The 21,425-nt window shown below is 69.0% G+C and carries 19 protein-coding genes; 2 read left to right on the top strand and 17 right to left on the bottom strand.

The genetic code is table 11. The features are described from left to right. Nucleotides 1-29: 29 nt before the first annotated feature. Nucleotides 30-1,052 carry a LacI family DNA-binding transcriptional regulator gene (locus AOZ49_RS03545; protein ID WP_054474340.1) on the top strand — a complete coding sequence of 341 codons (1,023 nt, stop codon included), beginning with the start codon at nucleotides 30-32 and terminating at the stop codon, nucleotides 1,050-1,052. A 15-nt stretch (nucleotides 1,053-1,067) separates the two neighbouring features. On the opposite strand, the gene AOZ49_RS03540 is transcribed toward AOZ49_RS03545, so the two are convergent. From AOZ49_RS03540 to AOZ49_RS03485, 12 genes are all read right to left on the bottom strand, one after another. Continuing rightward, a complete protein-coding gene (locus AOZ49_RS03540; protein WP_054430428.1) occupies nucleotides 1,068-2,123 on the bottom strand; it encodes an ABC transporter ATP-binding protein in 1,056 nt (351 codons plus the stop codon). Nucleotides 2,124-2,131: 8 nt separating this feature from the next. After that, nucleotides 2,132-2,986 (bottom strand): carbohydrate ABC transporter permease, encoded by an 855-nt coding sequence (locus AOZ49_RS03535; protein ID WP_054474339.1) that lies wholly within the window; start codon nucleotides 2,984-2,986, stop codon nucleotides 2,132-2,134. Then, nucleotides 2,983-3,858 carry a carbohydrate ABC transporter permease gene (locus tag AOZ49_RS03530; RefSeq protein WP_054430426.1) on the bottom strand — a complete coding sequence of 292 codons (876 nt, stop codon included), beginning with the start codon at nucleotides 3,856-3,858 and terminating at the stop codon, nucleotides 2,983-2,985. Before AOZ49_RS03530 ends, AOZ49_RS03535 begins: the two co-directional genes overlap by 4 nt. 4 nt (nucleotides 3,859-3,862) lie before the next feature. Next, nucleotides 3,863-5,188 (bottom strand): ABC transporter substrate-binding protein, encoded by a 1,326-nt coding sequence (locus AOZ49_RS03525; RefSeq protein ID WP_231690231.1) that lies wholly within the window; start codon nucleotides 5,186-5,188, stop codon nucleotides 3,863-3,865. Between the two features lie 116 nt (nucleotides 5,189-5,304). Further along, nucleotides 5,305-6,090 carry an HpcH/HpaI aldolase family protein gene (locus tag AOZ49_RS03520; protein WP_006395016.1) on the bottom strand — a complete coding sequence of 262 codons (786 nt, stop codon included), beginning with the start codon at nucleotides 6,088-6,090 and terminating at the stop codon, nucleotides 5,305-5,307. A gap of 35 nt (nucleotides 6,091-6,125) precedes the next feature. After that, nucleotides 6,126-7,112 (bottom strand): Bug family tripartite tricarboxylate transporter substrate binding protein, encoded by a 987-nt coding sequence (locus AOZ49_RS03515; RefSeq protein ID WP_054430424.1) that lies wholly within the window; start codon nucleotides 7,110-7,112, stop codon nucleotides 6,126-6,128. A 43-nt stretch (nucleotides 7,113-7,155) separates the two neighbouring features. Then, nucleotides 7,156-8,169 (bottom strand): LacI family DNA-binding transcriptional regulator, encoded by a 1,014-nt coding sequence (locus AOZ49_RS03510; RefSeq protein ID WP_054474338.1) that lies wholly within the window; start codon nucleotides 8,167-8,169, stop codon nucleotides 7,156-7,158. After that, nucleotides 8,166-8,933, bottom strand: coding sequence for an SDR family NAD(P)-dependent oxidoreductase (locus AOZ49_RS03505; protein WP_054474337.1), 768 nt, complete (start codon nucleotides 8,931-8,933; stop codon nucleotides 8,166-8,168). Before AOZ49_RS03505 ends, AOZ49_RS03510 begins: the two co-directional genes overlap by 4 nt. Further along, entirely contained in the window at nucleotides 8,930-10,249 is a 1,320-nt protein-coding gene (hisD, locus tag AOZ49_RS03500; RefSeq protein ID WP_054474336.1) for a histidinol dehydrogenase, read from the bottom strand. The genes AOZ49_RS03505 and hisD overlap by 4 nt, the downstream gene beginning before the upstream one ends. An 88-nt stretch (nucleotides 10,250-10,337) precedes the next feature. After that, complete coding sequence (locus tag AOZ49_RS03495) at nucleotides 10,338-11,510, bottom strand: alpha-hydroxy acid oxidase (RefSeq protein WP_054430420.1); 1,173 nt, start codon at nucleotides 11,508-11,510, stop codon at nucleotides 10,338-10,340. Between the two features lie 16 nt (nucleotides 11,511-11,526). Beyond that, nucleotides 11,527-12,507: a Bug family tripartite tricarboxylate transporter substrate binding protein gene (locus tag AOZ49_RS03490; RefSeq protein ID WP_054430419.1), complete on the bottom strand. Its 981-nt coding sequence runs from the start codon at nucleotides 12,505-12,507 to the stop codon at nucleotides 11,527-11,529. Nucleotides 12,508-12,568: 61 nt separating this feature from the next. Then, a complete protein-coding gene (locus tag AOZ49_RS03485; RefSeq protein ID WP_082380295.1) occupies nucleotides 12,569-13,525 on the bottom strand; it encodes an NAD(P)-dependent oxidoreductase in 957 nt (318 codons plus the stop codon). A gap of 116 nt (nucleotides 13,526-13,641) precedes the next feature. Here AOZ49_RS03485 and AOZ49_RS03480 point away from each other — a divergent pair, with 116 nt between their 5' ends. Further along, nucleotides 13,642-14,538, top strand: a complete 897-nt coding sequence (locus tag AOZ49_RS03480; protein ID WP_054474334.1) for a LysR family transcriptional regulator — start codon at nucleotides 13,642-13,644, stop codon at nucleotides 14,536-14,538. A gap of 10 nt (nucleotides 14,539-14,548) precedes the next feature. Here the strand turns inward: AOZ49_RS03480 and AOZ49_RS03475 are convergent, their stop codons facing one another. The 5 genes from AOZ49_RS03475 to AOZ49_RS03455 all read right to left on the bottom strand — a co-directional run bounded on the left by AOZ49_RS03475 (nucleotide 14,549) and on the right by AOZ49_RS03455 (nucleotide 21,347). Continuing rightward, nucleotides 14,549-15,532, bottom strand: a complete 984-nt coding sequence (locus AOZ49_RS03475) for a Bug family tripartite tricarboxylate transporter substrate binding protein (protein ID WP_054474333.1) — start codon at nucleotides 15,530-15,532, stop codon at nucleotides 14,549-14,551. 67 nt (nucleotides 15,533-15,599) lie between these two features. Beyond that, nucleotides 15,600-16,502 carry an SMP-30/gluconolactonase/LRE family protein gene (locus AOZ49_RS03470; RefSeq protein ID WP_054430415.1) on the bottom strand — a complete coding sequence of 301 codons (903 nt, stop codon included), beginning with the start codon at nucleotides 16,500-16,502 and terminating at the stop codon, nucleotides 15,600-15,602. Nucleotides 16,503-16,649: 147 nt separating this feature from the next. Next, nucleotides 16,650-18,194, bottom strand: a complete 1,545-nt coding sequence (locus AOZ49_RS03465; protein WP_054474332.1) for a carboxylesterase/lipase family protein — start codon at nucleotides 18,192-18,194, stop codon at nucleotides 16,650-16,652. A 38-nt stretch (nucleotides 18,195-18,232) separates the two neighbouring features. Beyond that, on the bottom strand, nucleotides 18,233-18,868 hold the full coding sequence (locus tag AOZ49_RS03460; protein WP_054430413.1) for a LysE family translocator: 636 nt from the start codon (nucleotides 18,866-18,868) through the stop codon (nucleotides 18,233-18,235). Nucleotides 18,869-18,944: 76 nt separating this feature from the next. Beyond that, complete coding sequence (locus AOZ49_RS03455) at nucleotides 18,945-21,347, bottom strand: TonB-dependent siderophore receptor (protein ID WP_082380294.1); 2,403 nt, start codon at nucleotides 21,345-21,347, stop codon at nucleotides 18,945-18,947. Nucleotides 21,348-21,425 lie beyond the last annotated feature (78 nt).

Genomic DNA, 21,425 nt, shown 5'->3' with positions numbered 1-21,425 from the left:
TCAGGCGAAAAAAACCGCCACCCAAGCCCATGCCGACAGCTTCCCGCCCGCGCGCCGCCCGCGCCACCTCCTACGACGTGGCCCAGGCGGCCGGCGTTGCACAATCGACGGTCTCGCGCTGCTTCCAGCCGGGCAGCCACATTTCGGACGACACGCGCGAACACGTGCCGGCCGTCGCGGCTCGCCTGGGTTACGCGCCCAACGCCCTGGCGCGCTCGCTGATCACGCGCCGTTCGCATGCGGTCGGCGTGCTGATCACCCGCTACACCCTGCGCAGCGCGCCCGCCCTGCTCTACTCGCTGGGCGATGCGCTGGCGCGCGCCGGGCAGCACATGATCCTGCTGGCGGTCGACGACGACGCCTCGGTCAAGCCGGTGCTGCTGGGCCTGCGCGGGTATCCGCTGGATGGCCTGATCGCCTGCGCCACGCTGGATCCGGCCGCTGTGCAGGGGTTCACGGCCCACGGCGTGCCGGTGCTGTTCTTCAACCGCAGCCCCGGCGAGACGGACGCGGACGCGGTGTCGACCGATCACGAGGCCGGCGCGCGGGCGCTGGCCGAGGGCATGCTGGGCGCGGGCCGCCGCCGCTTTCTTTGCCTGGGCGGCCCGGCGGCGGCGCCGGTGGGCCGCCTGCGGATCGACGGCTTCCAGGCTGGCCTGCGCGCGGCCGGCCTGCCCGAGGCCGCGGTGCTCGACGGCGGCTTTTCCTACGACCAGGCGCACGCCGTCTTCGTGGATGCGGTTGCCCGGGGCGCCCGACCTGACGCGATATTCTGCGCCAACGACCAGATGGCCATGGGCGTCATCGATGCCTGCCGCCATGAGCTGGGCTGGAAGATTCCGGACGAGGTCATGGTGGCCGGCTTCGACGATGTCCCGGAAGGCGCGCGGGCGCCCTACAGACTGACCACGGTGCGCCAGCCCATCGACGCCATGGCGCGCCAGGCCGTGGAACTGCTGCGCCAGCGCCGCGCCACGCCCGAGCGGCGCCCGCGCCGCCAGCGCCTGCCGGGCGAAGTCATCATCCGCGCGTCGGCGGCCTGGCCGGGGTGAACGGACTGTCATGGCTCAGGCGGACAGGCGCGCTTCAGTGGCGGCGTCGAACAGGTGGCAATGCTCGCGCGGCAGGCACAGCCCGACACGCTCGCCGATGGCATAGCGCAGGTGGCGGTCGCCGCGCACGCAAAGCCGCGAGCCGCCCACATCCAGCGTGACCAGCACCGCATCGCCCGTCAATTCGAACATGTAGACCACGCCGTCCAGGTCTCCCCCGCCCGCGGGCGCCAGCGCCACGTCTTCGGGGCGCACGCCCAGCACCAGGGCCGTGTCCGGCGGCGCGTCGAAGCCGGCCAGGCGGAAGCCTTCGACCTCCAGCCCGCCCGCCGTCGCCCGCGCCGGCAGCAGGTTCATCGACGGCGAACCCACGAACCCGGCGACGAACAGATTGGCGGGCCGGTTGTAGACATCCGCGGGCGTGCCGACCTGCTGGATGAGGCCGCCGCGCATGACCACCACGCGATCGGCCAGTGTCATGGCCTCGATCTGGTCGTGGGTGACGTAGATCGTGGTCACCCGCAGTTCGCACTGCAGCCGGCGGATTTCCGCGCGCATGCTGACGCGCAGCTTGGCGTCCAGGTTGGACAGCGGTTCGTCCATCAAGAAGACCTGCGGGCGACGCACGATGGCGCGGGCCAGGGCCACGCGCTGGCGCTGTCCGCCGGACAGGTCGCGCGGACGGCGGTCCAGCAAGTGGGCCAGCTCGACTTTCTCGGCCACCGCGCGGGCCCGCTCGCGCCGCTCCGAGGGCGCGACGCCGCGCACCTTGAGCGGATAGGCGATGTTTTCGCCCACCGTCATGTGCGGATAGAGGCCATAGTTCTGGAACACCATCGCCACGTCGCGGTCCTTGGGCAAGGCGTCGGTGACGTCCTGCCCGCCGATCCAGATCTCGCCCGCGCTGGGCGCCTCCAGCCCCGCCACCATGCGCATGGTGGTGGTCTTGCCGCATCCGGACGGTCCCAGGAAGACGACGAATTCGCCGTCGGCGATCTCCAGCGACTGGCGGGCCACCCCGACCACGCCGCCCCAGCGTTTCTCGATATCGATCAGTTTTACGGAAGCCATTTTTTCCCTCAGCGAATCGCGCCTGTGACCAGGCCCTTGACGAAATAGCGCTGCACGAAGCGCGAGATCAGCAGCATGGGCGCAATGATGAAAAGCCCCATGCTGGCCATGATTTCCCAGGCGTCGCCCTGCTCCGTGCGGGCGCTCATCAGCGCCACCGGCAGCGTCACGGCCTGGTCGCGCGTCAGCACCAGCGCATAGAAGAATTCGTTCCACGACACCACGAACGAAAAGATCGCGGCGCTGGCGATGCCGGGCAGCGCCACCGGCACCACCACTTCCCAGAGCGCCCGCAACCGCGAGGCGCCATCGATCTGAGCCGCCTCTTCCATGTCCGGCGGCAAGGCGTCGAAGAAGGCCTTGATCATCCAGGTGGCGTACGGCACCACGAATGACAGATTGGCCACCATCAGCGCCCAGGGCGTATCCAGCAGGCCCAGATTGCGGAACACCACGAACAACGGAATCACGATGATGACGGGCGGCAGGAATTGCGTGGCCAGGAGCAGCGGCGGCCCCAACTGTCCCCCCGGGAAGCGAAAACGCGAAAATGCATAGGCAGCCAGCGTGGCCACCGGAATCGCCATCAGCAAGGTGCCCGCGGTGACGAACACGCTGTTGAACAGGCGCTCTCCCAGCAGGTAGGGAGAGCCGAAGGCCGCGACGATGCTGTCGAGCGTGGGACGGAACCACAGCGCCAGGCTGTAGACGTCGAGCCGCGGCTTGAAGGCGGTGGCGACGATCCAGGCCACGGGCGCGAACCAGGCCAGCGTGACCAGGCAGATCGCCAGTCGGCGCGCCAGGCCCCGGCGGCGGCGGCGGCGCGTGGCGGCGGCGGGATTGAGAATGGCAGTCTGGGTCATGATGGGCGTCCCATGGCAAAGCGGGAATAGACCAGCGCCAGGCCCATCATCACGATGGCCAGCAGCCAGGCCATGGCCGCGGCATAGCCGATGTCGTAGAAGCGGAAGGCGGTGCTGTAGATGGCGTGGGGCAACGTGTCGGTGGCCGCCCCGGGGCCGCCCGCCGTCATCGTCACGACCTGGTCCAGCGCCTTGAGCGAAAAGATGGTCTTGAGCAGGATGGCGATGGTCAGCACCGGCCGCAGTTGCGGCAGCACGATTTCGAAGAAGATGCGGCCGCGTCCGGCGCCGTCGACCTGGGCGGCGTCCAGCGTGTCCTGCGGCAACGCGGCCAGCGCGCCGATGAAGGTCAACATGAAATAAGGCGCCCAATGCCACACATCGACCAGGATCAGGGCCGCCATGGCCAGCACCGGATCCGCCAGCACGGGCGCTCCGCTCCATCCCGGCATCACCGCCTTGAGCAGCGCGTCGACCGCGCCGAATTCCGGATTCAGCATGAAACGCCAGGAGATGCCGATCAGCGCGGGCGACATCGCGAACGGAATCACCAGCAGCGTGCGGGCATTGACCTGCAACCGGCCGTCGCCGGCCAGCAACACGGCCAGGCCCAGCGCCACCGCCATGGTCAGGACCACCGACGGCACGGTGAACACCAGTGTGACCCAGGCGCTGTCCAGGAAGACCGGATCATGCCAGAGCAAGTCGGCATAGTTCAGCCAGCCCACATAGCCCTCGGGCGTAGCCGAACGGCCCAGGTTCCAGTCGTGCAGCGAGTACCAGAGCGACTGGCAAAGCGGATACAACAGGGTCGCCGCGCAGATGGCCAGGGCAGGCGCCAGCAAGGCGTATTTCAAGGTACGGTCTTTCATGGCCCTACCCTCGCCCGCGTGCGCCGGCGCGGCGATTCATGCGGGCCACCTGGGCGGCCGCGTCGTCCAGCGCCGCCTGCACCGGCTTGCCGCTGGAGACGATTTCGGACACGGCGGCCTCCAGCGCAGTGGCGATCTGCGGCCAGTTGGCCAGCTGCGGCACGGTGCGGGCGCCCTGCAGGCTGGCCAGCGCGGCGCGATGCAGGCCGTGGTTGACCTGGTTGACCTCGTCGTCCAGATAGGTCGCCGTGTGCGTGGCGACGATATCCGCGCTCTGCGGGTCGCGCTTGTCGCAGACGATGGCCTTTTCCAGCGCCGGGTTGGACACCCACTTCAGGAATTCCCAGGCCGCGTCCTGCTGGCGCGACTGCCTGGCAATGCCGAAAGGCATGACGATCGCCACGGTCGGCGACTGCGGCGAGCCCACGCGCAGCATGGGCGCGAAGCCGACCTGGCCGGGCTTCAACCGCGAACGCTCCCCTGTCAGCACGGAATAGGTCCACCACCACACCATCATGGTCGCGCCGTTGCCCTGCGCCATGGCGTTGACCATGTCGTACTCATTGAACTGGCTGGAACCGGGATTGGCGATCCGGTGCTTGAGCAGCACGTCGACATAGGCCTGGGTGGCCTGCACGCCGGCCGGCAGCTGAAAGGACGGCCTGCCGTCGGCATCCAGCACCTCGGCGCCGTGGCCCCACAGGCAATTCAGCCAGATCCACAGATTCTGGAAGCCGCTGCCCTTGACGTAGTCCATCACCACGCCCGGCACGCCGCTGGCGGCCTGCACCGCGGTCGCCGCGGTCAGCATCTGGTCCCAGGTGCGCGGCGGCTCGACGCCGGCCTGCTCGTACAGGTCACGCCGGTAGAACAGCAATTGGGGATGGGCCCGCACCGGCAAGCCATAGGTGGCGCCGCCATACTGGCAGGCCTTGCGATAGACCTCGGGATAACGCCCCAGATCCACCACGCCATCGGCCAGCCGCGCGTCCAGCGGGCTGAGGTACCCCGACAGCGACGCCAGCCAGCTGTCCTGGTAGGCCATCAGGTCATAAGCGCTGCCGCCGCCGACCGCTTCCGTCGTCAGCTTCTCCAGCAACTGGCCATAAGGCACGTACTGGTAGGCCACCTTGATGCCCGTGGCCGCCTCGAACTCGTCCAGGCGCTTCTCCTGTGCCCGGAACTGCGACGACGGCGGCAGCATGATCGCCAGTCGCGTGCCGGCATAGGGCCTGCCCGGCTTCAGGTCCGGGCCGGCCTGCGACCAGGCCGGTATGGCGCTCCACCCGGAGCAGGCAGCCGCGGCCGCCAGGAACTGTCTTCTTTTCATGCTTGTCTCCTCTCGCGGCGTACCGGATCGTGGTCGCCGTTATTTTGTGCATTCGAATGCATGAGCAGGCGATGATAACCGGGCCACCCTCGCGGTCGGCCCGGTCTGGAGGCTGCTCAGTAACGCAGGCGCGCGTCCCTCCCCGCCGCGGCGGCCTGGGCCAGCGCGCGGGTGATGATGCTGGTGGACACGTTGGCGAAGTAGCGCGCGCCCCAGGCGCCGTACTTCTCTTCGTCGGCCGGCGTCAGCGCCACGATGCCGGCGCACTTGCCCGCCGCCACGATGGCCCCGAGGCCCTGCTCGATGGCCTGCTGCACCGGCGCGGCATTCCAGTCGCTGCCGTAGCCCATCGCGTGCGCCAGGTCATTGGGGCCGATGAACACCGCGTCCACGCCGTCGACGGCGGCGATCTCGCCGGCCGCGGCAATGGCTTGCGGCGTCTCGACCATCGCGATCAGCGCCACGCCGTCATTGCTGCGTTGCGTATGCCCTGCCCCGCCGAATGCGCCATAGCCAGCCGCGCGGGTGCTGAAGGCGCTGCCGCGCCGGCCCAGCGGCGGATAACGCATCTGGTCGGCCAGGCGTCGCGCCTGGGCGGCGCTTTCCACCATCGGCACCTGCACGGCGCTGGCGCCCATGTCCAGGATGCGCGGCAGATCGTGCTCGAAGCAGCGCACCACGGGGGCGATGCCGGCGGCGCGGGCGGCGCGCAACATGTGTTCGGTGGTGTCGAGGTCGGCGCTGCCGTGCTCGTTGTCCAGGATGATGAAGTCGAAACCGGCGTAGGCGCACATTTCGACCACGGCCGGGCTCGGCAGGCCGTTGAACAGGCCGCGCACCGGACCGCCGCCGCGCAGCATCGCGGGCAGGTCGCCATTGAGGGGATAGCAGGGTTCATTCATGGGTTGTCTTCTCTGTGGGTGTCGAGGAATGCGTGTCAGTCGGCCTGGATGCCGGCGTCTTTGATGACCTTGCCCCATTTGTCGATTTCGCTGCGCTGGAACTGCGCGAATGGCGCCGGGCCGCGGCCGTCGGGCGCCACGCCCAGCGTCAACAGTTTGGCCCGCACGTCCGGGCTCTGCAGGGCGGCGCCGATCTCGCGCGCCAGTCGTTCGACAATGGGAGCGGGCGTGCCCGCCGGCGCGAAAATGCCTTGCCACGATTGCATCTCGAAGCCCGGCAGGCCCAGCTCGGCCAGCGGCTTTGCGCCCGGCAGATCGGCCAGCGGCGCGGCAGCGGTCACGCCCAGCACCTTCACGCGCTTCGAATCGATCATGGGCCGGGCCGCCGCCACCGTTTCAAACACCATGTCGATCTGGCCGCCGATCAGGTCCACCATCGACTGCGAGCCGCCCTTGTAGATGATCTGGCGCAGCCGGGTGCCCGAGATCGACTGGAACAGCTGGCCCGACAAGTGCTGCGAGGTGCCGGCGCCGGCGGTGCCGTAGGTCAGCCCGTCCGGTTGCGCGCGGGCGGCATCGATGACCTGCTGCACGGAATTGAACGGACTGTCGGCGCGGACCACCAGCGCGTTGCTAACCATGCCCACCAACGCCACCGGCGCGAAATCCTTGACCGGGTCGTAACCCAGCGACTTGATGAAGAATGGGTTGACCGCGTGCGTGGTGATGGTGCCGCCGACCACGGTGTAACCGTCGGGCTCCGCCCGCGCGACCAGCTGCGTGCCGACCACGCCGGACACGCCCGGCTTGTTCTCGACGATGACGGGCTGGCCCAGGCGCGTGCTCAACTGTTCGGCCATCAGGCGGGCCACGCCGTCGGACACGCCGCCGGGCGAGAACGGCACAATGTAGCGAATGGGCTTGGCCGGCCAGGCCGCCCCGCCCTGGGCATGGGCCGGCAGCGCGGCGCAGGCCAGCGCCCAGGCGGTCGCCAGGGTGCGAAACAAGGTAGTACTGCGCATGGATAGTCTCCTGTTAGGGGCGGCTTGCGCCGCTCTTGAATCATCATGTTGCCGGCCGCACGGTGCCCCGTTCGACCAGTTCGACCGGCACGACGACGTCGCGCGGTCGCAGTTCGGCATGCATCTGCTCGCGTAGCAGCGTCACCGTGGCCTCGACCATGGGGTCGACGCCTTGGCGCACGGTGGTCAGGTCGTAGGCGCCCCAGGCCGCCTGCGGCACGTCGTCGAAACCCACGACGGCGATGTCGCGGGGCACGCGCAGGCCGAGTTCCTGGCGCAGCACGTCCAGGCTCGCGATCGCCATGTGGTCGTTGGCGGCGAACAAGGCGTCCGGCGGGTCCTGCGCGAACATCGCGCGCACCGCCTGCTTGGCGCGCTCGAAGTCGTAATGCCCGACGGCGCGGGCGTGCAGCACATGGCCCTCGGCCTCCAGCGCGTCGCGAAAGCCGCGCTCGCGCTCCAGGCTGGTGGAGGAATCCTCCAGCCCCGCCAGGAAGCCGAAACGCCGGTAGCCGCGTCCCGCCAGCAGCCGCGCCACCGCCTGGCCGCCGGCATAGTTGTCCGACGTGACCGAGCTGCTGGCATGGCGCGCCAGGCCGCCCAGCGCCGACACCCGGTTGAACTGCAGCACCGGCACGCCGACTTCGGCGCAACTGCGCGCCAGCGTGGGGGACAGCATGGCCGAGGCCATCACGATGCCGTCGACCTGGTATTCCAGGATCTCCGCCAACACGCCGTCGGCGGCCTCGCCCACCTCGGCGATGAACATCAGCACGTGGTACCCCTCGCGCTGCAGGCGCTGCGACAGCCGTTCCATCACCAGCGGGTAGAACTGGTTCTCGAGGTAGCTCATCACCAGCGCCACGATGCGGCTGCGGCGCGTGATCAGGCTGCGCGCCAGGGCATTGGGGCGGTAGCCCAGCCGCTGCGCGGCCGCCAGCACCTTGCGCCGCGTTTCCTCCGACCCGCTGGCGCCGGGGGTGAACGTGCGGCTGACCGCCGACTGCGACACCTCGGCCAGATCGGCCACGTCCTGGGCGCGGGGGGCGGTTCTCATGCGGCCGTCCAGCCCGCGTCCAGCATCAGCGCGCTGCCCGTGACCAGGCTGGCGGCATCGCTGGCCAGGAACACCACCGCGCCCATGACCTCGTGCAACTGGCCCACGCGGCCCAGCGCATTGCGGGCGCAGACCCAGTCGCGAAAGCCGGGTTCGGCCAGCATGCCCGCTGTCATGGGCGTCTCGATGAAGGTTGGGCACAGGGTGTTGACGCGGATGCCGTCCGGCCCGAGTTCCCACGCCAGGGCGCGGGTGAAGCCTTCCAGCGCGTGCTTGCTGGCGCAGTACAGCGTGCGTCGCGGGCTGCCCACATGCCCCATCTGCGAAGACACATTGATGAGCGAGCCCGGCCGGCCCGCGGACCGCAGGCGCCGCGCCACGGCCCGGCTGACGTAGAACGCCGCCTTGACGTTCAGGTCCAGCACGGCATCGATATCGGCGTCCGGCTGCTCCACCAGCGGCAACGGGCGGTTCATGCCGGCACTGTTGACCAGGATGTCGAACACCTCGCCCTGCCCCAGCGCCGCATCGACCGCCGGCGCATCGGTGACGTCGAGCACCAGGGCGTCGCAGCCGATGTCCTCGGCGCGCAGGGCCGCGCAGACGTTCGCCAGCTCCGCCTCGCGGCGGGCCGCCACCGTCACGTGCGCGCCGGCGCGGCCCAGCGCCGCGGCCGCGGCCAGGCCGATGCCGCCGCTGCCGCCCGTGACCAGCGCGCGCCGGCCGTGCAAGCCGAAGTCCGGTCCCTGGGGCAAGGCGATCATGCCTGGGCCTCCACGGGCTGGTACCAGGGCAGATCCGGCCGGTTGCCGTAGCGGCGCACGCGGATGTTGGCCTGCTCGCCATGACCGGCGAAGTTCTCCATGTGGCACAGGCGCGAGCAGTATTCGCCCATGGTCGCGCTGGCGGCGTCGGTCAGCACACGCTGGTAGGTGCAGGTCTTGAGGAACTTGCCGACCCACAGCCCGCCCGTATAGCGCGCCGCGCGGTTGGTGGGCAGCGTGTGATTGGTGCCAATGACCTTGTCGCCGAAGCTGACGTTGGTGCGCGGGCCCAGGAACAACGCGCCGAAATTGCTCAGGTTCTTCAGGAAGTAGTCCGGATCGCGCGTCATGACCTGCACATGCTCGAACGCCAGTTCGTCGGCCACGGCCAGCATTTCCGCCTCGCTGTCGCAGACGATGACCTCGCCGCAATCGGCCCAGGCCTGCGCCGCGATACCCGCGGTGGGCAGCAGGTTCAATTGCCGCTCGATCTCGACCAGCGTGTCGCGGGCCAACGTTTCGCTGGTGGTCAGCAGCACCGCCGGCGACGTGGGGCCATGTTCGGCCTGGCCCAGCAGGTCCACTGCGCACAATTCGCCGTCGACGCTGTCGTCGGCAATGATCAGCGTTTCGGTCGGGCCGGCAAACAGGTCGATGCCGACGCGACCGTAGAGTTGCCGTTTGGCCTCGGCCACGAACATGTTGCCCGGCCCCACCAGCATGTCGACCGGATCGACGCTGGCGGTGCCCACCGCCATCGCCACCACGGCCTGGACGCCGCCGAGCACCAGGATTTCGTCGGCGCCGGCCATGTCCATGGCGGTGACGATGGCCGGGTGCGGCTTGCCCTGGTAAGGCGGCGCGGTCGACACGATGCGCTTGACGCCGGCCACCTTGGCGGTCAGCACGCTCATGTGCGCCGAAGCCAGCAAGGGATACTTGCCGCCGGGGATATAGCAGCCGACGGCATTCATCGGCACATGGCGATGGCCCAGCACCACGCCCGGATACGTTTCCACCTCCACCTCGCGCATCGAGTCGCGCTGGATCTGGGCGAAATGGCGCACCTGCGTCTGGGCAAAGGCGATGTCTTCGATCTCGCGATCCGACAGTTGCTTGCGCGCGGCTTCGATCTCGGCGCGGGACAGGCGGAAATCGGCCGGATCCCAGTTGTCGAATTTGCGGCTGTATTCGCGCACGGCGTCGTCGCCGCGGGTTTCGATGTCGCGGATGATGTCCTCGACAGTGGCGCGCACCTTGGCGTCGGCGTCGGTCTTGACCGCGGCGCTGCGGCCGCGCTTGAGATAGCGAATCATGTATTCAGGTCCTGGAAAAAGGAGAAAAAGAAGAAAGTCGTGGCGACACTTTTTGTTCCATGCATACGTATGCAAATAAGGGTTTTCACTAGGCCTGGCCTTGAAATGCGGCGCCTGCCAGCAGGCCGGGCCCCAGATCGCCGACGGCGCGGCAGCCCAACAGCGCCAGGTCGCGGTCCAGCTCGCTGCGCAGGATCTCCAGCACATGGCGCACGCCAGCCTCCCCCGCCAGCGCCGCCCCGAACAACGTGGGACGGCCAACGAAGACGAAGCGGGCGCCCAGCGCCAGCGCCTTGATGATGTCGGTGCCCCGCCGGAAGCCGCTGTCGACCATCAGCGCCACGTCCGGCGGCAGCCCCGGCGCGATGGCGGCCAGCGCCTGCAATGACGAGGCGGCGCCATCCAGCTGGCGCCCGCCGTGGTTGGACACGATGATGCCGTCGGCCCCCAATGCGGCGGCTCGGCGCGCGTCATCCGGGTGCATCAGGCCTTTGATGACCAGGCGGCCGCGCCAGCGTTCGCGCAGCCAGGCCATGTCATCCCAGTCCAGCCGATCGCGGCCCGTGCGAAAGCCATGCGCCGGCTCGCGCGTGACCGGGGGGCCGATTTCTTCATACAAATTGGCAAACCGCGGCACGCCGCCGGCCAGCAAGGTGCGCAGCAGCACGCCGACGGTCCAGCGCGGCCGTGCCATCCCCTCCCCCACCAACCGCGGCGTCAAGCGGAACGGAATGGTGAAATCGCGCCGCGCGTTGTTCTCACGATTGGCCGCGACGCAGGTGTCGGCGGTGACCACCAGGGTGCCGACCCCGGCCGCCTCGAGCCGCGCCAGGATCCGCGCGATACGATCCCGGTCTCCCGGGAAATAGGCCTGATACCAGGTATCCGGCGCCTCGCGCAGGACCCGTTCCAACGGCACATTGGAGGAGCCGCTCAGGATGAACGGCACCTGCGCCTGGCGCGCACCGCGCGCCAGCGCCAGGTCGCACTCGTGGCGCACCATGCCCGCCAGGCCGGTCGGCGCGATGCCCACCGGCATCGCATGGGTGATGCCGAACAGGGCCGTGCGCAAGTCGCGCCCGGCCACGTCGTTGAGTCCGCGCGGCAGCAGCCGATAGTCGGCAAAGGCACGCCGGTTCTCGGCCAGCGTGGCTTCGTCCTCGGTGCCGCCACGCACGAACTCATAGACGCTGCGTGGCAAGCGCCGCCGCGCGGCGCGCTCCACGTCGGCCACCGACAGCAGCCGCTTCAATCCCGTCATCGTCGCGCTCCCCGCCTCAGTTCTCGGGCTTGAGGTCCATGCGCTGGATCAGCGCGCCCCACTTGGCTTCATCCTCGCGCATGCGCCGCACCACTGCCGCGCCGTCCGACACGTGCAGGCTGACGCCCAGTTCCTGCAGGCGCGCGGCCAACGGCGCATCGTCGCCCAGGGCGCGCATGGCCGCGCTCAGGCGCTGCGCGATGTCGGGCGGCAGGCCCTTGGGCGCCATCAGCGCCAGCCAGAAGACCGCTTCGAAATCCGTCAGCCCGGCCGCCTCGTTCATGGTCGGCACCTGCGGCAGCAATTGCAGGCGCTGCGCCGTGGTCACGGCCAGCGCCCGGGTGCGTCCGCCCTGCACCAGCGGCGCGGCCTCGTTGGCCGCCGAGAACATCATCTGGATCTGATTGCCCACCAGGTCCTGCGAGGCCGGGCCGCCGCCCTTGTAGTGCACCACCGTCATCTTCAGCCCGAAGCGGCTCATGAAATACTCGGCCGCAAGGTGGTTGATCGACCCCACGCCCGACGTACCGATGGCATAGCGGTCCGGCCGTTGCCGGATCAGGGCGATCAGCTCCTCCACGCTCTTGACCGGCAGGTCCTTGTTGACCTGCAGCACGAAGGGCGACTCGATCATCATCGAGATCGGCTCGAAGCTGTCGTAGGGCCGGTAGCCCACCTTGCCCTGGATCAGCGGGTTGAGCACCAGCGACACCGGCGCGGCATACAAGGTGTAGCCATCGGGCTTTTGCTGGGTCATCCAGTTGCTGGCCACGGTCGAGGCGGCGCCCGGCTTGTTCTCCACCACGATGTTGCCCTCGAGCTTGCGCGCCAGCTCGGCCATCACCGTCCGACCCGACACGTCGGTCATGCCCCCGGCCGGATACGGCATGACAAGCTTGATGGGTTGTTCGGGATAGGCGGCGCCGGCGGCGGGGGCCAGCGCCGCCGCCAACAACAGCGCGCCGGCCGCGCGGGCGGCCTGGATCATGATACGCATGGGTAAGTCTCCTGGATTCCGGGGGCCGCTCTTGGTCGGCCCCTCTGGTCGCGCCAGCGCCTCAGAGGGCGATGCCGGCTAGGTTGACGATGCTGTCCCGTGGGGGACGGCCTTCGAAGAAATCAATGATGTTGGTGGCGCACTCCGTGGCCATGCGCTCGATCGATGCGTCGGTCAGCGACGCGGCATGCGGCGACAGCACCACCTCCGGGCGGCGCAGCAACGCATCGGCGGCGCCGGGCGGTTCCGGATCGAACACATCCAGACCGGCGCCCGTGAGGTGGCCGCTTTCCAGCGCCGCCAACAGGCGCGCCGGATCCAGCAGGCCGCCGCGGGCGGTATTGACCACGATGGCGCCGCGCTTGAGCGCCAGCGGATCGATCAGGCCCCGGGTGGCGTCCGTCAACGGCAGGTGCAGGCTCACCACGTCGGCCTCGGCCAGGGCGGCCGCCAGGTCCGTGCGGATCTCGATCCCCTGGGGCAATGCCGCATCGGCGGGCAGAAACGGGTCATAGGCGAGCACCCGCATGTCGAAGGCCCGCAGCCGCTGCGCGGTGGCGCGGCCGATGCGGCCGGCGCCCACGATCAGCGCGGTCTTGCCCGCCAACTCGAACATCGGGCCGCGCAATGCCGCCTGCCACTGGCCGGCGCGCACGCCTGCGTCGTGCCCGATGACGCGCCGGGCGACGGCCAGCAACAGCGCCAGCGCGTGCTCGGCCACGCCGATGGCGTTGGCCCCCGGCGTGATCGCCAGCGGAATACCTCGCTCGGTCAGGGCGGCGACATCGACCGCGTCGTAGCCCACGCCATGGCGCGCCACGAAGCGCAACTTGCCGGCCGCCTCGATGTCCTGGCGCGACAAGGCCTGGAAACGCAGGATGACCGCGTCGGCGCGCGCCAGCCTGGCCCGGAACTCGGCCGGCGCCGGGCGCTCGACCAGGTCCAGTTCGTGGCCCGCGTCCTCCAGGCGCCGCAAACCGGCCGCCGCCACAGGCATGGTGATCAATACCCTGGACATGTCTCCCTCGTTATCGTTGTGTCTGCCATGAGGGAAATTCTGGAGGGCGCGGACTTAGTCGTCCAATATATTATTCAACTCAGATTGAGTCGATTTCCATATTGCAAGGCCCTCCGATGAAGATGGATCTACGCCAGTTGCGCTACTTCGTGGCGGTCGCCGAAGAGCTGCACTTTGGCCGCGCCGCCACGCGCATGCATATTTCGCAGCCCCCGCTGTCGCAACAGATCCGGCTGCTCGAGGACACCCTGGGCACGCAGCTGTTCCGCCGCAACCAGCGCAATGTGCGCCTGACGCACGAAGGCGAAGTCCTGCTGGCCCACATCAAGCCGCTGCTGGCGCGCTGGGACGAAACGCCGGGCATCGTCGCGGCCGCCAAGCGTGGCGACGCCGGTTTCCTGCGCGTCGGTTTCACCGCGGCCAGCGCCTACTATCTGATCCCGACCGCCATCGGCTCTTTCACGCAGCGGTTCCCGGCCGTGGAGCTGGCGCTGCATGAAATGATCTCGAACGACCAGGTCAGCGGCCTGCTGGAGAACCGGCTGGACGTGGGCTTGATGCGGCCGCACGCCCGCCATCCCGACCTGATGAGCCAGAAACTGCTGGACGAGCCGTTGATGGCGGTGCTGCCGGCGCAGCATCCGCTGGCCGCGCGCCCGGCCATCGACCTGCCCAGTCTGCGCGACCTGCCGTTGATCAGTTTCACGCCGGCCAACTCGCCCTACCTGCGCGACATGGTCGAAGGACTGCTCGGCCGTGACGGCCACACGCCGCTGGTGGTGCAACGCGCCACCCAGCCCCACACGCTGGTGTCGCTGGTGGCCGCCGGCCTGGGGGTCGCCCTGGTGCCCGAACTGACCTCGCGCAACCGGCTCGATGGCGTGGTCTACCGGCCCCTCGCGGTGCAGGACCCGCCGGCGGCCGAGATGTACGTGTGCTGGCGCAAGCAGGCCACCTCGACCCTGCTGGAGAACTTCCTGGCCAGCCTGGCCGAGGCGGCCCGCAGCCGCTGACCGCCGCGCCTCACTCGATACGGATGCCGGCCGTCTCGATCACGTGACGCCAGCGATCGCCGTCGGTGCGCACCAGGTCACGCATCTGCGCCGGCGTGCTGCCCACCATGTTCATTCCCATCGCCGCGTACTTCTCGCGCATCTGCGGCGATTGCACCACCTCGGCGATATCGCGTTGCAATTTGTCGACGATGGCCGCGTCGGTGCCCGCCGGCACCGCCAGGCCGAACCACAGATCGGTGGCCAGGTCCGGATAGCCCGCTTCGCCGATGGTGGGCAAGTCCGGGAATTGCGGCAGGCGCTCGCGCGTCATGGCGGCCAGCGGCCGCAGGCGACCTTCCTGGAGATTGCCGATGTTCGACGCCATGATGTCTATCATCATCTGCACCCGCCCCATGCTGAGGTCGCCCACCGCCTGCTGCGAGCCCGGATAGGGCACGTGCACCATCTGCGTGCCCGTTGTCTCCAGAAAGCGCTCGCCCTGCAGGTGCAGGATGCCGCCCACGCCCGCCGAGGCATAGGACAACTCGCCCGGCCGCGACCTGGCCAGCGCCACCAGCTCTGCCACCGACCGGGCCGGCAGGTCGCGCGACACCATCAGGATATTGGGCGCCGTGGACACCAGCGTCACCGGCGCCAGATCCTTGACCGGATCGAAGCGCAGCTTCTTGTACAGATAAGGCGCCACGGACAGCGTGCTCGACGTCGCCATCAGCAGCGTGTAGCCGTCCGCCGGCGAACGGGCCACGTACTCGGCGCCGATCATGCTGGCCGCGCCCGGCTTGTTCTCGACGACGACCGGCTGGCCCCACTTGGCCGCCAGCTGCGTCGCCAGATCGCGGGGAATCAGGTCGACCATCGCACCCGTGCCAAACGGCACGATGATCCGCACGGGCTTGGAAGGAAAGGCCGGATCGGCGGCCGATGCGGACGGACTGATGCCAAACAGGCAGGTGGCCGCGGTCGCGGCCAGGATGCTGCGCAAGGTCTTCATGGTGGTCTCCTCTATTGTTTTGGTGCGGGCCCCTGTCCTGGTCCGGCGCCCGCGCGCCGACGCGATGTCAGCGATGCGAGTACGGCGTGCGGCCCTTGACCGGCAGTCGGGCGCGCAGGATCGATCCGGTCTCGCTCTCGGTGATATAGAGCGTGTGTGGATCGTCGGGATCGAAGGCCAGATTGGTGTTGCGGATGCCGGCGCATGATTCGATGCGCCCGCGCACTTCGCCCAGCGGATCCAGCCACCACACCACGCCCAGGCCGGAATGGGCCACCACCAGGCCGCCGTCCTCGCACACGGCCAGCCCATCCGGTCCGGCCAGGCCGCCACTGAAACGGGCGTAGACGCCAAGATTGCGTACCTGGACGCCGCGGCGGGTCGCGCGCAGGACTTCCAGCGACCGCGTGCTGGCCACGCAGAGCGCGGCCTGGTCCGGCATCACCACCACGCCATTCGGAAACGGCAGCCCTTGCAATACCGGCGCCGCCGCGCCACCTTCCTGCCAGGCGAACACGCGGCCGTGCGGATCCTCCAGCGCGCTGTGGCCGGGATCGGTGAAGAACACGGTGCCATCGTCGGCGAACGCCAGGTCATTCAGGCCGGAGAACCGCTGGCCCGGCGCCCATTGCGCCAATTCGCCGATGCGCCGACCCGTGTCCGGGTCGAACACCAGCAAGCCGTGCAGCGCGTCGGCCACGAACACCCGCCCATCGCGGTGGATGCGCAGGCCGTTGGGACGCCCGCCATAGGACGCAAAGACTTCCCAGGCGCCGTCGCGGCCGATGCGGAAAATGCGCCCGTGGCATACGTCGACGCAGTACAACCGGCCCTGACGGTCAAAGCCCGGCCCCTCAAGAAAGGAGTGCAAGGGACCGCCGCCGCGCGCCCGGCTCCAGTCGGTTTCCTGATTCAGGCGCAGATGGGCGGGGACGGCGGTATGAACCTCCGTGGGGATGATGGACAGCATGCGGATTCCAAAGCCGTGGATGAGCGCCAAGGCTAGGACAGGCGATGCGGAGCGTCCAATATGTTTGCGCGGCGGGATTGAGTGGCGTGCCGAATGGCTGGCGAGGACCCGCCCCGGCGCGCGGTATTACCCTCGCTTGCGCGGCCCTCAGCGCTCCCAGAGCCCGCACGCATGCCGCTGCTGGAACGCAGGATCGGCCTCGATCCTGTCGCCATCGGGATGCAGGATCATCGTGCCCGAGGTCGGCCAGTCCGCCGCCGGCACGCCGGACACCGAGAAGCGTGCGTAGTACCCGAGCATGCGATCGGACAACGCCTTCTGGGCCGCCGTCCAGGCCGGCGCATCCGCCTGCTGTTCGTGCGGATAGCCGCTCTGGAACACGTACGGGATGTCGGAATTGTGGAACGGCCCGTCCTTGGGCTCGTCGACATGGAAGATCGTCGTCGGCGCCCGCGGATCGGCGAACTCGTACAGATAGACCGGCGTCGACGCCGCCACCACCCTGGCCCACTGCTGCACCTGACATCCCCAGCGGTCGCTGGCCAGCGCGATGGCCGCCCGCGTCGGCGAGCCATAGGCCGGGATGGTGTAGCGCGCCTCGACCCGCGCGCTGTCGGGCAGCGCGGCGATCTGCTTGGCCAGGGCGGCCGCGCTCAGCGGGGGCTGGCCGGCGGCGCGGCGCGCCTGCAGGAAAAAGCCATTCTCTTCGCGGGCGAAGCCCACCAGGATCGGAACCCGGTGGAATTCGCCGCGCGCAAACCGTTCCATCTGATTGCCCGGGATGCTGTCGCCGTCGATGACCATCCGCCAGCCGGCCGCGCGCGTCGCCTCGCCGCCGCCGGCCTCGAAGATCGCCTCGGTGGATTTGGCGCGCAGGCAGGCCAGCGCGTCCGGGGCGTTGGCGCAGCCAGCTTTCTCGACCATCGTCGCGGTCGGCCCGCTGCGGCGCTCCTGTTCGGCCGTGATGGAATCATGGATGGGGCCGACCGGCAGGCTCATCGCGATGGCGCGCTGGAACAGTCCGGCGCTGGCCGGCGACACCAGGTGCGCCGTGACCGAATAGGCGCCGGCCGACTGGCCCATGATCGTCACCTGGCCGGGATCGCCGCCGAACGCCTTGGCGTTCGCCTTGACCCAGCGCAGCGCCGCCTGCTGGTCGCGCAACCAGAAATTGCTGCCGGATTGCGCGAACGACGCCATGCCGAACGCGCCCAGGCGATAGTTGACGCTGATGACCACCTGGCCCGTCTTGGCGGCGAAGACCGAGCCGTCGACATCCTGCGAAGATCCCGCCACCGCGGCGCCGCCATGGAACCAGACCAGGACCGGACGCGCTTGCGCGGCCGGCGCCGCCGGGCGATAGACATTCAGATAGAGGCAGTCCTCGTTGCGGTATTGGCGGATGGGCGCAACCCAGCCGTTCTGGACGCACTTGCTGGCGTACTCCGTCGCGGGCCGCAGGCCCGTCCACGGCGTCACCGGCGCGGGCGCGGCCCAGCGCAAGGGCCCCACCGGCGGCGCGGCGAAGGGAATGCCCAGGAACTGCTCGACGTCCCCCCGCCCGATTCCCTCGATTTTTCCATCCTGGATGGAAACGATGGGGCCGGCCAACGCCGCGGACAGACCGAACCCCAGACAACAGACCGCCGCCAATAGCCACTTCGCGACCTTGCCAACCACGCCCTCACCCATGCCGCCCTCCTCACCTCATCATCATTGACTAAGTCACATCAGCGCTGGGAGCCGGAACGCAGCGTCAGCACCAGCACGCCGGCGCCGATCAGCGTCAGCCCGGCGCCGGTGTTGAGCCGCGCGGCGACGGCGGGACGGGACACCAGCCAGCCCGACAGCCTGGCCGCGAAGGCGCCGACCAGCGAAAACACCACCAGGGTCAGGACGGCGAAAATGCCGCCATAGACCAGCATCTGGACCTGGACCGGACCGCGCGCGCTGTCGACGAACTGCGGCAGGAACGCCAGCACGAACAGGCCGGGCTTGGGATTGAGGACATTGGAAAGGAAACCGACCGCCAGGACCTTGCGCAACGGCAGATGGTCGGACTTGCGGATCGTGACGAGATCCCGGGCGCGCAGCGCCTTCACGCCCAGGTAGATGAGATAGGCGGCGCCGGCCAGCTTGATGCTCCAGAACAGCATGTCGGAGGTCTGCATCAACAGGGACAGGCCGAAGGTCGCGGCCAGCGTGTGCACCATGATGCCGCCCGCGGCGCCCAATGACGACACCGCCGCCGCCACGCCGCCCTGGCTCAGTCCGCGGCTCAATGCCAGGATGTTGTCAGGTCCGGGCGACACCACGATGATGCCGCAGGCGAACAGGTAGGCAATCAGGACTTCCGTGGGGAACATCGTCATCTCCTGGCGGGAACCGCGGGCCCTGCCCGCGGCGCCGCCCATGATAGCCGAGCTCCGCCCGCCCGCGCACTCAATACTCGAATTGCGCCGACAGCTTGGCCACGCGCGGCATGCCCTGCAGCAAGGTGCCCGCGCTCGTCATCCAATAGGCCTTGTTCGCCAGGTTGTCGACGTTCAGGCGCACGGTAACGCGGGTGGCGCCCAGCCGCGTGACGTAGCGCGCGCCGGCATCGAACAGCGTGTAGGACGGCAGCGACACGGTGTTGCCGGCATCGACGAAACGCGAGCCGTAGTACTGGCCGCCGGCCGTCAAGGTCCATTGCGTGTCGGGAATCGTGTATTCGGCGTAGGCCGCGAACTGCTGACGCGGCACGCCGTCGATGCGGTTGCCAATCAGATCGGCCACGCCCTGCGTCACCTTGCTGCGCAGGAACAAGGCGCTGGCGTTGACCACCCACTGCCGACTCAGGCGCGCCTTGCCCGACAGTTCCAGGCCGTCATAGCGCGAGCGCCCGTCCTGGGTGAAGACGTTGTTGGCATCGGTGTAGGTCAGTCCGCGCGTGATCTGGAACAGCGCCGCGGTGGCGCTCCAGTCTTCGCCATCGAGCTTGGCGCCGACCTCGACCTGGCGGCTCTTGAGCGGCGGGAACGACTGGTAGGCGTTGGCGGCGGAGATCGGCGCGATGGCGCCCTGCTCCAGCGATTCGATATAGCTGCCATACAGGGACAGCCGGGACAGCGGGCGGAACACCAGCGCATAGGTCGGCGACAGCGCCGAACTGTCGTAGCCGGCGTAACGGTCCTTGATGTTGCTGCGTCGCAGGCCGGCGATGAGGTCCCAGTCCTGCCCCAGGTGCAGCGTGTCCGACGCGAACACCGAGCGCTGCGTGACCTCGCTGGTCTGCGTGTCCACGGGCGCGGCATGCAGGTGCGGATTGGCGAACCGGGGCGGATGGTAGATATTGCCCGAGCCCAGCACTTCATAGCCGGACACGCTGGAGGTGTAGCCCCGGGTCTTGCCATAGCTTGCCCCCAGCACGATCTCGTGCTCGATCGGTCCGGTGGCGAAGCCCCCCGTGACCAGGGCCTGGCTTTCGGCGGTCTTGTAGCGGTCGGTGCCGGCGTACATTTCCTCGGTGTAGTCGCCCTGCGCGTTGGCGTAGAGCGCGCCGTTCTCGTAGATCCGGCCCATCTTCGACTGACGGTAGGCCAGCTTGACGTCCCACTTGGGCGCGACGTGCCAGGCCAGGTCGGTGCCGATGGTGTCGCTCTTGGTTTCGTAGCCGGTGAACGGCGAATAGATCGGCTTGTTGCCCTTGATGGGGTCCAGCACGGCCGCCAGCGCATAGTCGCCCGTCTGGCCGCTCGCGTTCGGATACAGGCCCCAGCCGGCGGAGCCCTTGACCTTGCGGTCCTGCTTGAGCGCGTCGACGCTCCAGACCAGGTCCGGGGTGATGCGCCAGTCCAGCGCGACCGAGCCCGAACGGCGGCGGATGCTGCCGCCGTCCACATACGTGTCGCCCTGCTCGTCCACCAGGTTGACGCGGTAGCCAAAGCGGTCCTCGCCGCCGAACCGGCCGCCGGCGTCGCCGTGCAGCAGCACGGTGCCGCTATCGGTGACCTGCGTCGTCAGGGCCAGGCGGGTCTCGGCGGTCGGCCGCTTGCTGACGTAATTGACCACGCCGCCGGGTTGCGCAAAGCCGTAGAGAAAGCCGGTCGCGCCTTTCAGGATCTGCACGCTCTCGAAGTGTTCCAGCGGCAGCTCGCTGCTCCAGCTGAAGACGCTCAGGCCGTCGATCTTGCGGCCGTTGACCAGGTCCAGCCCGATGCCGCGCACCGACACCTGCGAGGCCAGGCCGCTGATGTCGTTGGCCAGCATCGACACCGAGGCATCGCCCTTGAGCGCGTCCGTCAGCGAAGTCGCCTGGCGATTGTCCAGCAGATCCCGCGTGATCACGTCGATGCTGTACGGCGTGTCCTTCAGGGACCGCTGCCCCAGCACCCCGACGCTGGCGCTGCTGGCGCGATAGGCCTGGTCCGCGCCGCCTTCCAGCTGGCTGCCTGTCACGGTCACGGCGGGCAGTTCGGTCGCCCCTTTCAGCGCCGGCCGGACGACCAAGGTATAGCCGGACTCGCCGCGCCGGGCATCCAGGCCGGTGCCGCTGAGCAGCGCCGCGAAGCCCTCGTCCACGCCGTAGCTGCCGTGCAGCCCGCGGCTCTGCAGGTTGGCGACCTGGTCCGCCATCAGCGACAGCACGACGCCGGACTCCTGGGCGTAGCGGCTCAGCGCGTCCATCAGCGGCCCGGCGGGAATGTCGTACTGCTGGTGCGACTGCTGCTGCGCCTGGGCCGGCGCGATCGACGCGCAGGCCAGGCCGGCCAACGCCAGCCGTAGCCCCCAGGCCGCGCCGGCGCGGCGAGGCGATGGGAAAAGGAAGCGGCGGCGTGAGCCCGCCGGGTACGGCTTGTGCATGATTTCGTGTCCTTGGGTGGAACGCCCGGGGCGGTCGAGAGCGGAGAAGACGCCCCTGGCCGTCGTCTTCACAGGACA

The sequence above is a fragment of the Achromobacter sp. 2789STDY5608615 genome (assembly GCF_001298995.1).
GTDB lineage: Bacteria > Pseudomonadota > Gammaproteobacteria > Burkholderiales > Burkholderiaceae_B > Achromobacter > Achromobacter insuavis.
The sequence above is the reverse complement of the archived record's forward strand: the minus strand, read 5'-3'. Positions and strand labels throughout refer to the sequence as shown.

Excerpts from the sequence above, each read along its gene's own strand:
- AOZ49_RS03540 (WP_054430428.1), bottom strand. The coding sequence starts at position 2,123 with ATGGCTTCCGTAAAACTGATCGATATCGAGAAACGCTGGGGCGGCGTG.
- hisD (WP_054474336.1), bottom strand. The coding sequence starts at position 10,249 with ATGATTCGCTATCTCAAGCGCGGCCGCAGCGCCGCGGTCAAGACCGAC.
- AOZ49_RS03545 (WP_054474340.1), top strand. The coding sequence starts at position 30 with ATGCCGACAGCTTCCCGCCCGCGCGCCGCCCGCGCCACCTCCTACGAC.
- AOZ49_RS03490 (WP_054430419.1), bottom strand. The coding sequence starts at position 12,507 with ATGCGTATCATGATCCAGGCCGCCCGCGCGGCCGGCGCGCTGTTGTTG.
- AOZ49_RS03480 (WP_054474334.1), top strand. The coding sequence starts at position 13,642 with ATGAAGATGGATCTACGCCAGTTGCGCTACTTCGTGGCGGTCGCCGAA.
- AOZ49_RS03485 (WP_082380295.1), bottom strand. The coding sequence starts at position 13,525 with ATGTCCAGGGTATTGATCACCATGCCTGTGGCGGCGGCCGGTTTGCGG.
- AOZ49_RS03525 (WP_231690231.1), bottom strand. The coding sequence starts at position 5,188 with ATGAAAAGAAGACAGTTCCTGGCGGCCGCGGCTGCCTGCTCCGGGTGG.
- AOZ49_RS03535 (WP_054474339.1), bottom strand. The coding sequence starts at position 2,986 with ATGACCCAGACTGCCATTCTCAATCCCGCCGCCGCCACGCGCCGCCGC.
- AOZ49_RS03510 (WP_054474338.1), bottom strand. The coding sequence starts at position 8,169 with ATGAGAACCGCCCCCCGCGCCCAGGACGTGGCCGATCTGGCCGAGGTG.
- AOZ49_RS03495 (WP_054430420.1), bottom strand. The coding sequence starts at position 11,510 with ATGACGGGATTGAAGCGGCTGCTGTCGGTGGCCGACGTGGAGCGCGCC.
- AOZ49_RS03505 (WP_054474337.1), bottom strand. The coding sequence starts at position 8,933 with ATGATCGCCTTGCCCCAGGGACCGGACTTCGGCTTGCACGGCCGGCGC.
- AOZ49_RS03460 (WP_054430413.1), bottom strand. The coding sequence starts at position 18,868 with ATGTTCCCCACGGAAGTCCTGATTGCCTACCTGTTCGCCTGCGGCATC.
- AOZ49_RS03530 (WP_054430426.1), bottom strand. The coding sequence starts at position 3,858 with ATGAAAGACCGTACCTTGAAATACGCCTTGCTGGCGCCTGCCCTGGCC.
- AOZ49_RS03465 (WP_054474332.1), bottom strand. The coding sequence starts at position 18,194 with ATGGGTGAGGGCGTGGTTGGCAAGGTCGCGAAGTGGCTATTGGCGGCG.
- AOZ49_RS03520 (WP_006395016.1), bottom strand. The coding sequence starts at position 6,090 with ATGAATGAACCCTGCTATCCCCTCAATGGCGACCTGCCCGCGATGCTG.
- AOZ49_RS03455 (WP_082380294.1), bottom strand. The coding sequence starts at position 21,347 with ATGCACAAGCCGTACCCGGCGGGCTCACGCCGCCGCTTCCTTTTCCCA.
- AOZ49_RS03475 (WP_054474333.1), bottom strand. The coding sequence starts at position 15,532 with ATGAAGACCTTGCGCAGCATCCTGGCCGCGACCGCGGCCACCTGCCTG.
- AOZ49_RS03470 (WP_054430415.1), bottom strand. The coding sequence starts at position 16,502 with ATGCTGTCCATCATCCCCACGGAGGTTCATACCGCCGTCCCCGCCCAT.
- AOZ49_RS03515 (WP_054430424.1), bottom strand. The coding sequence starts at position 7,112 with ATGCGCAGTACTACCTTGTTTCGCACCCTGGCGACCGCCTGGGCGCTG.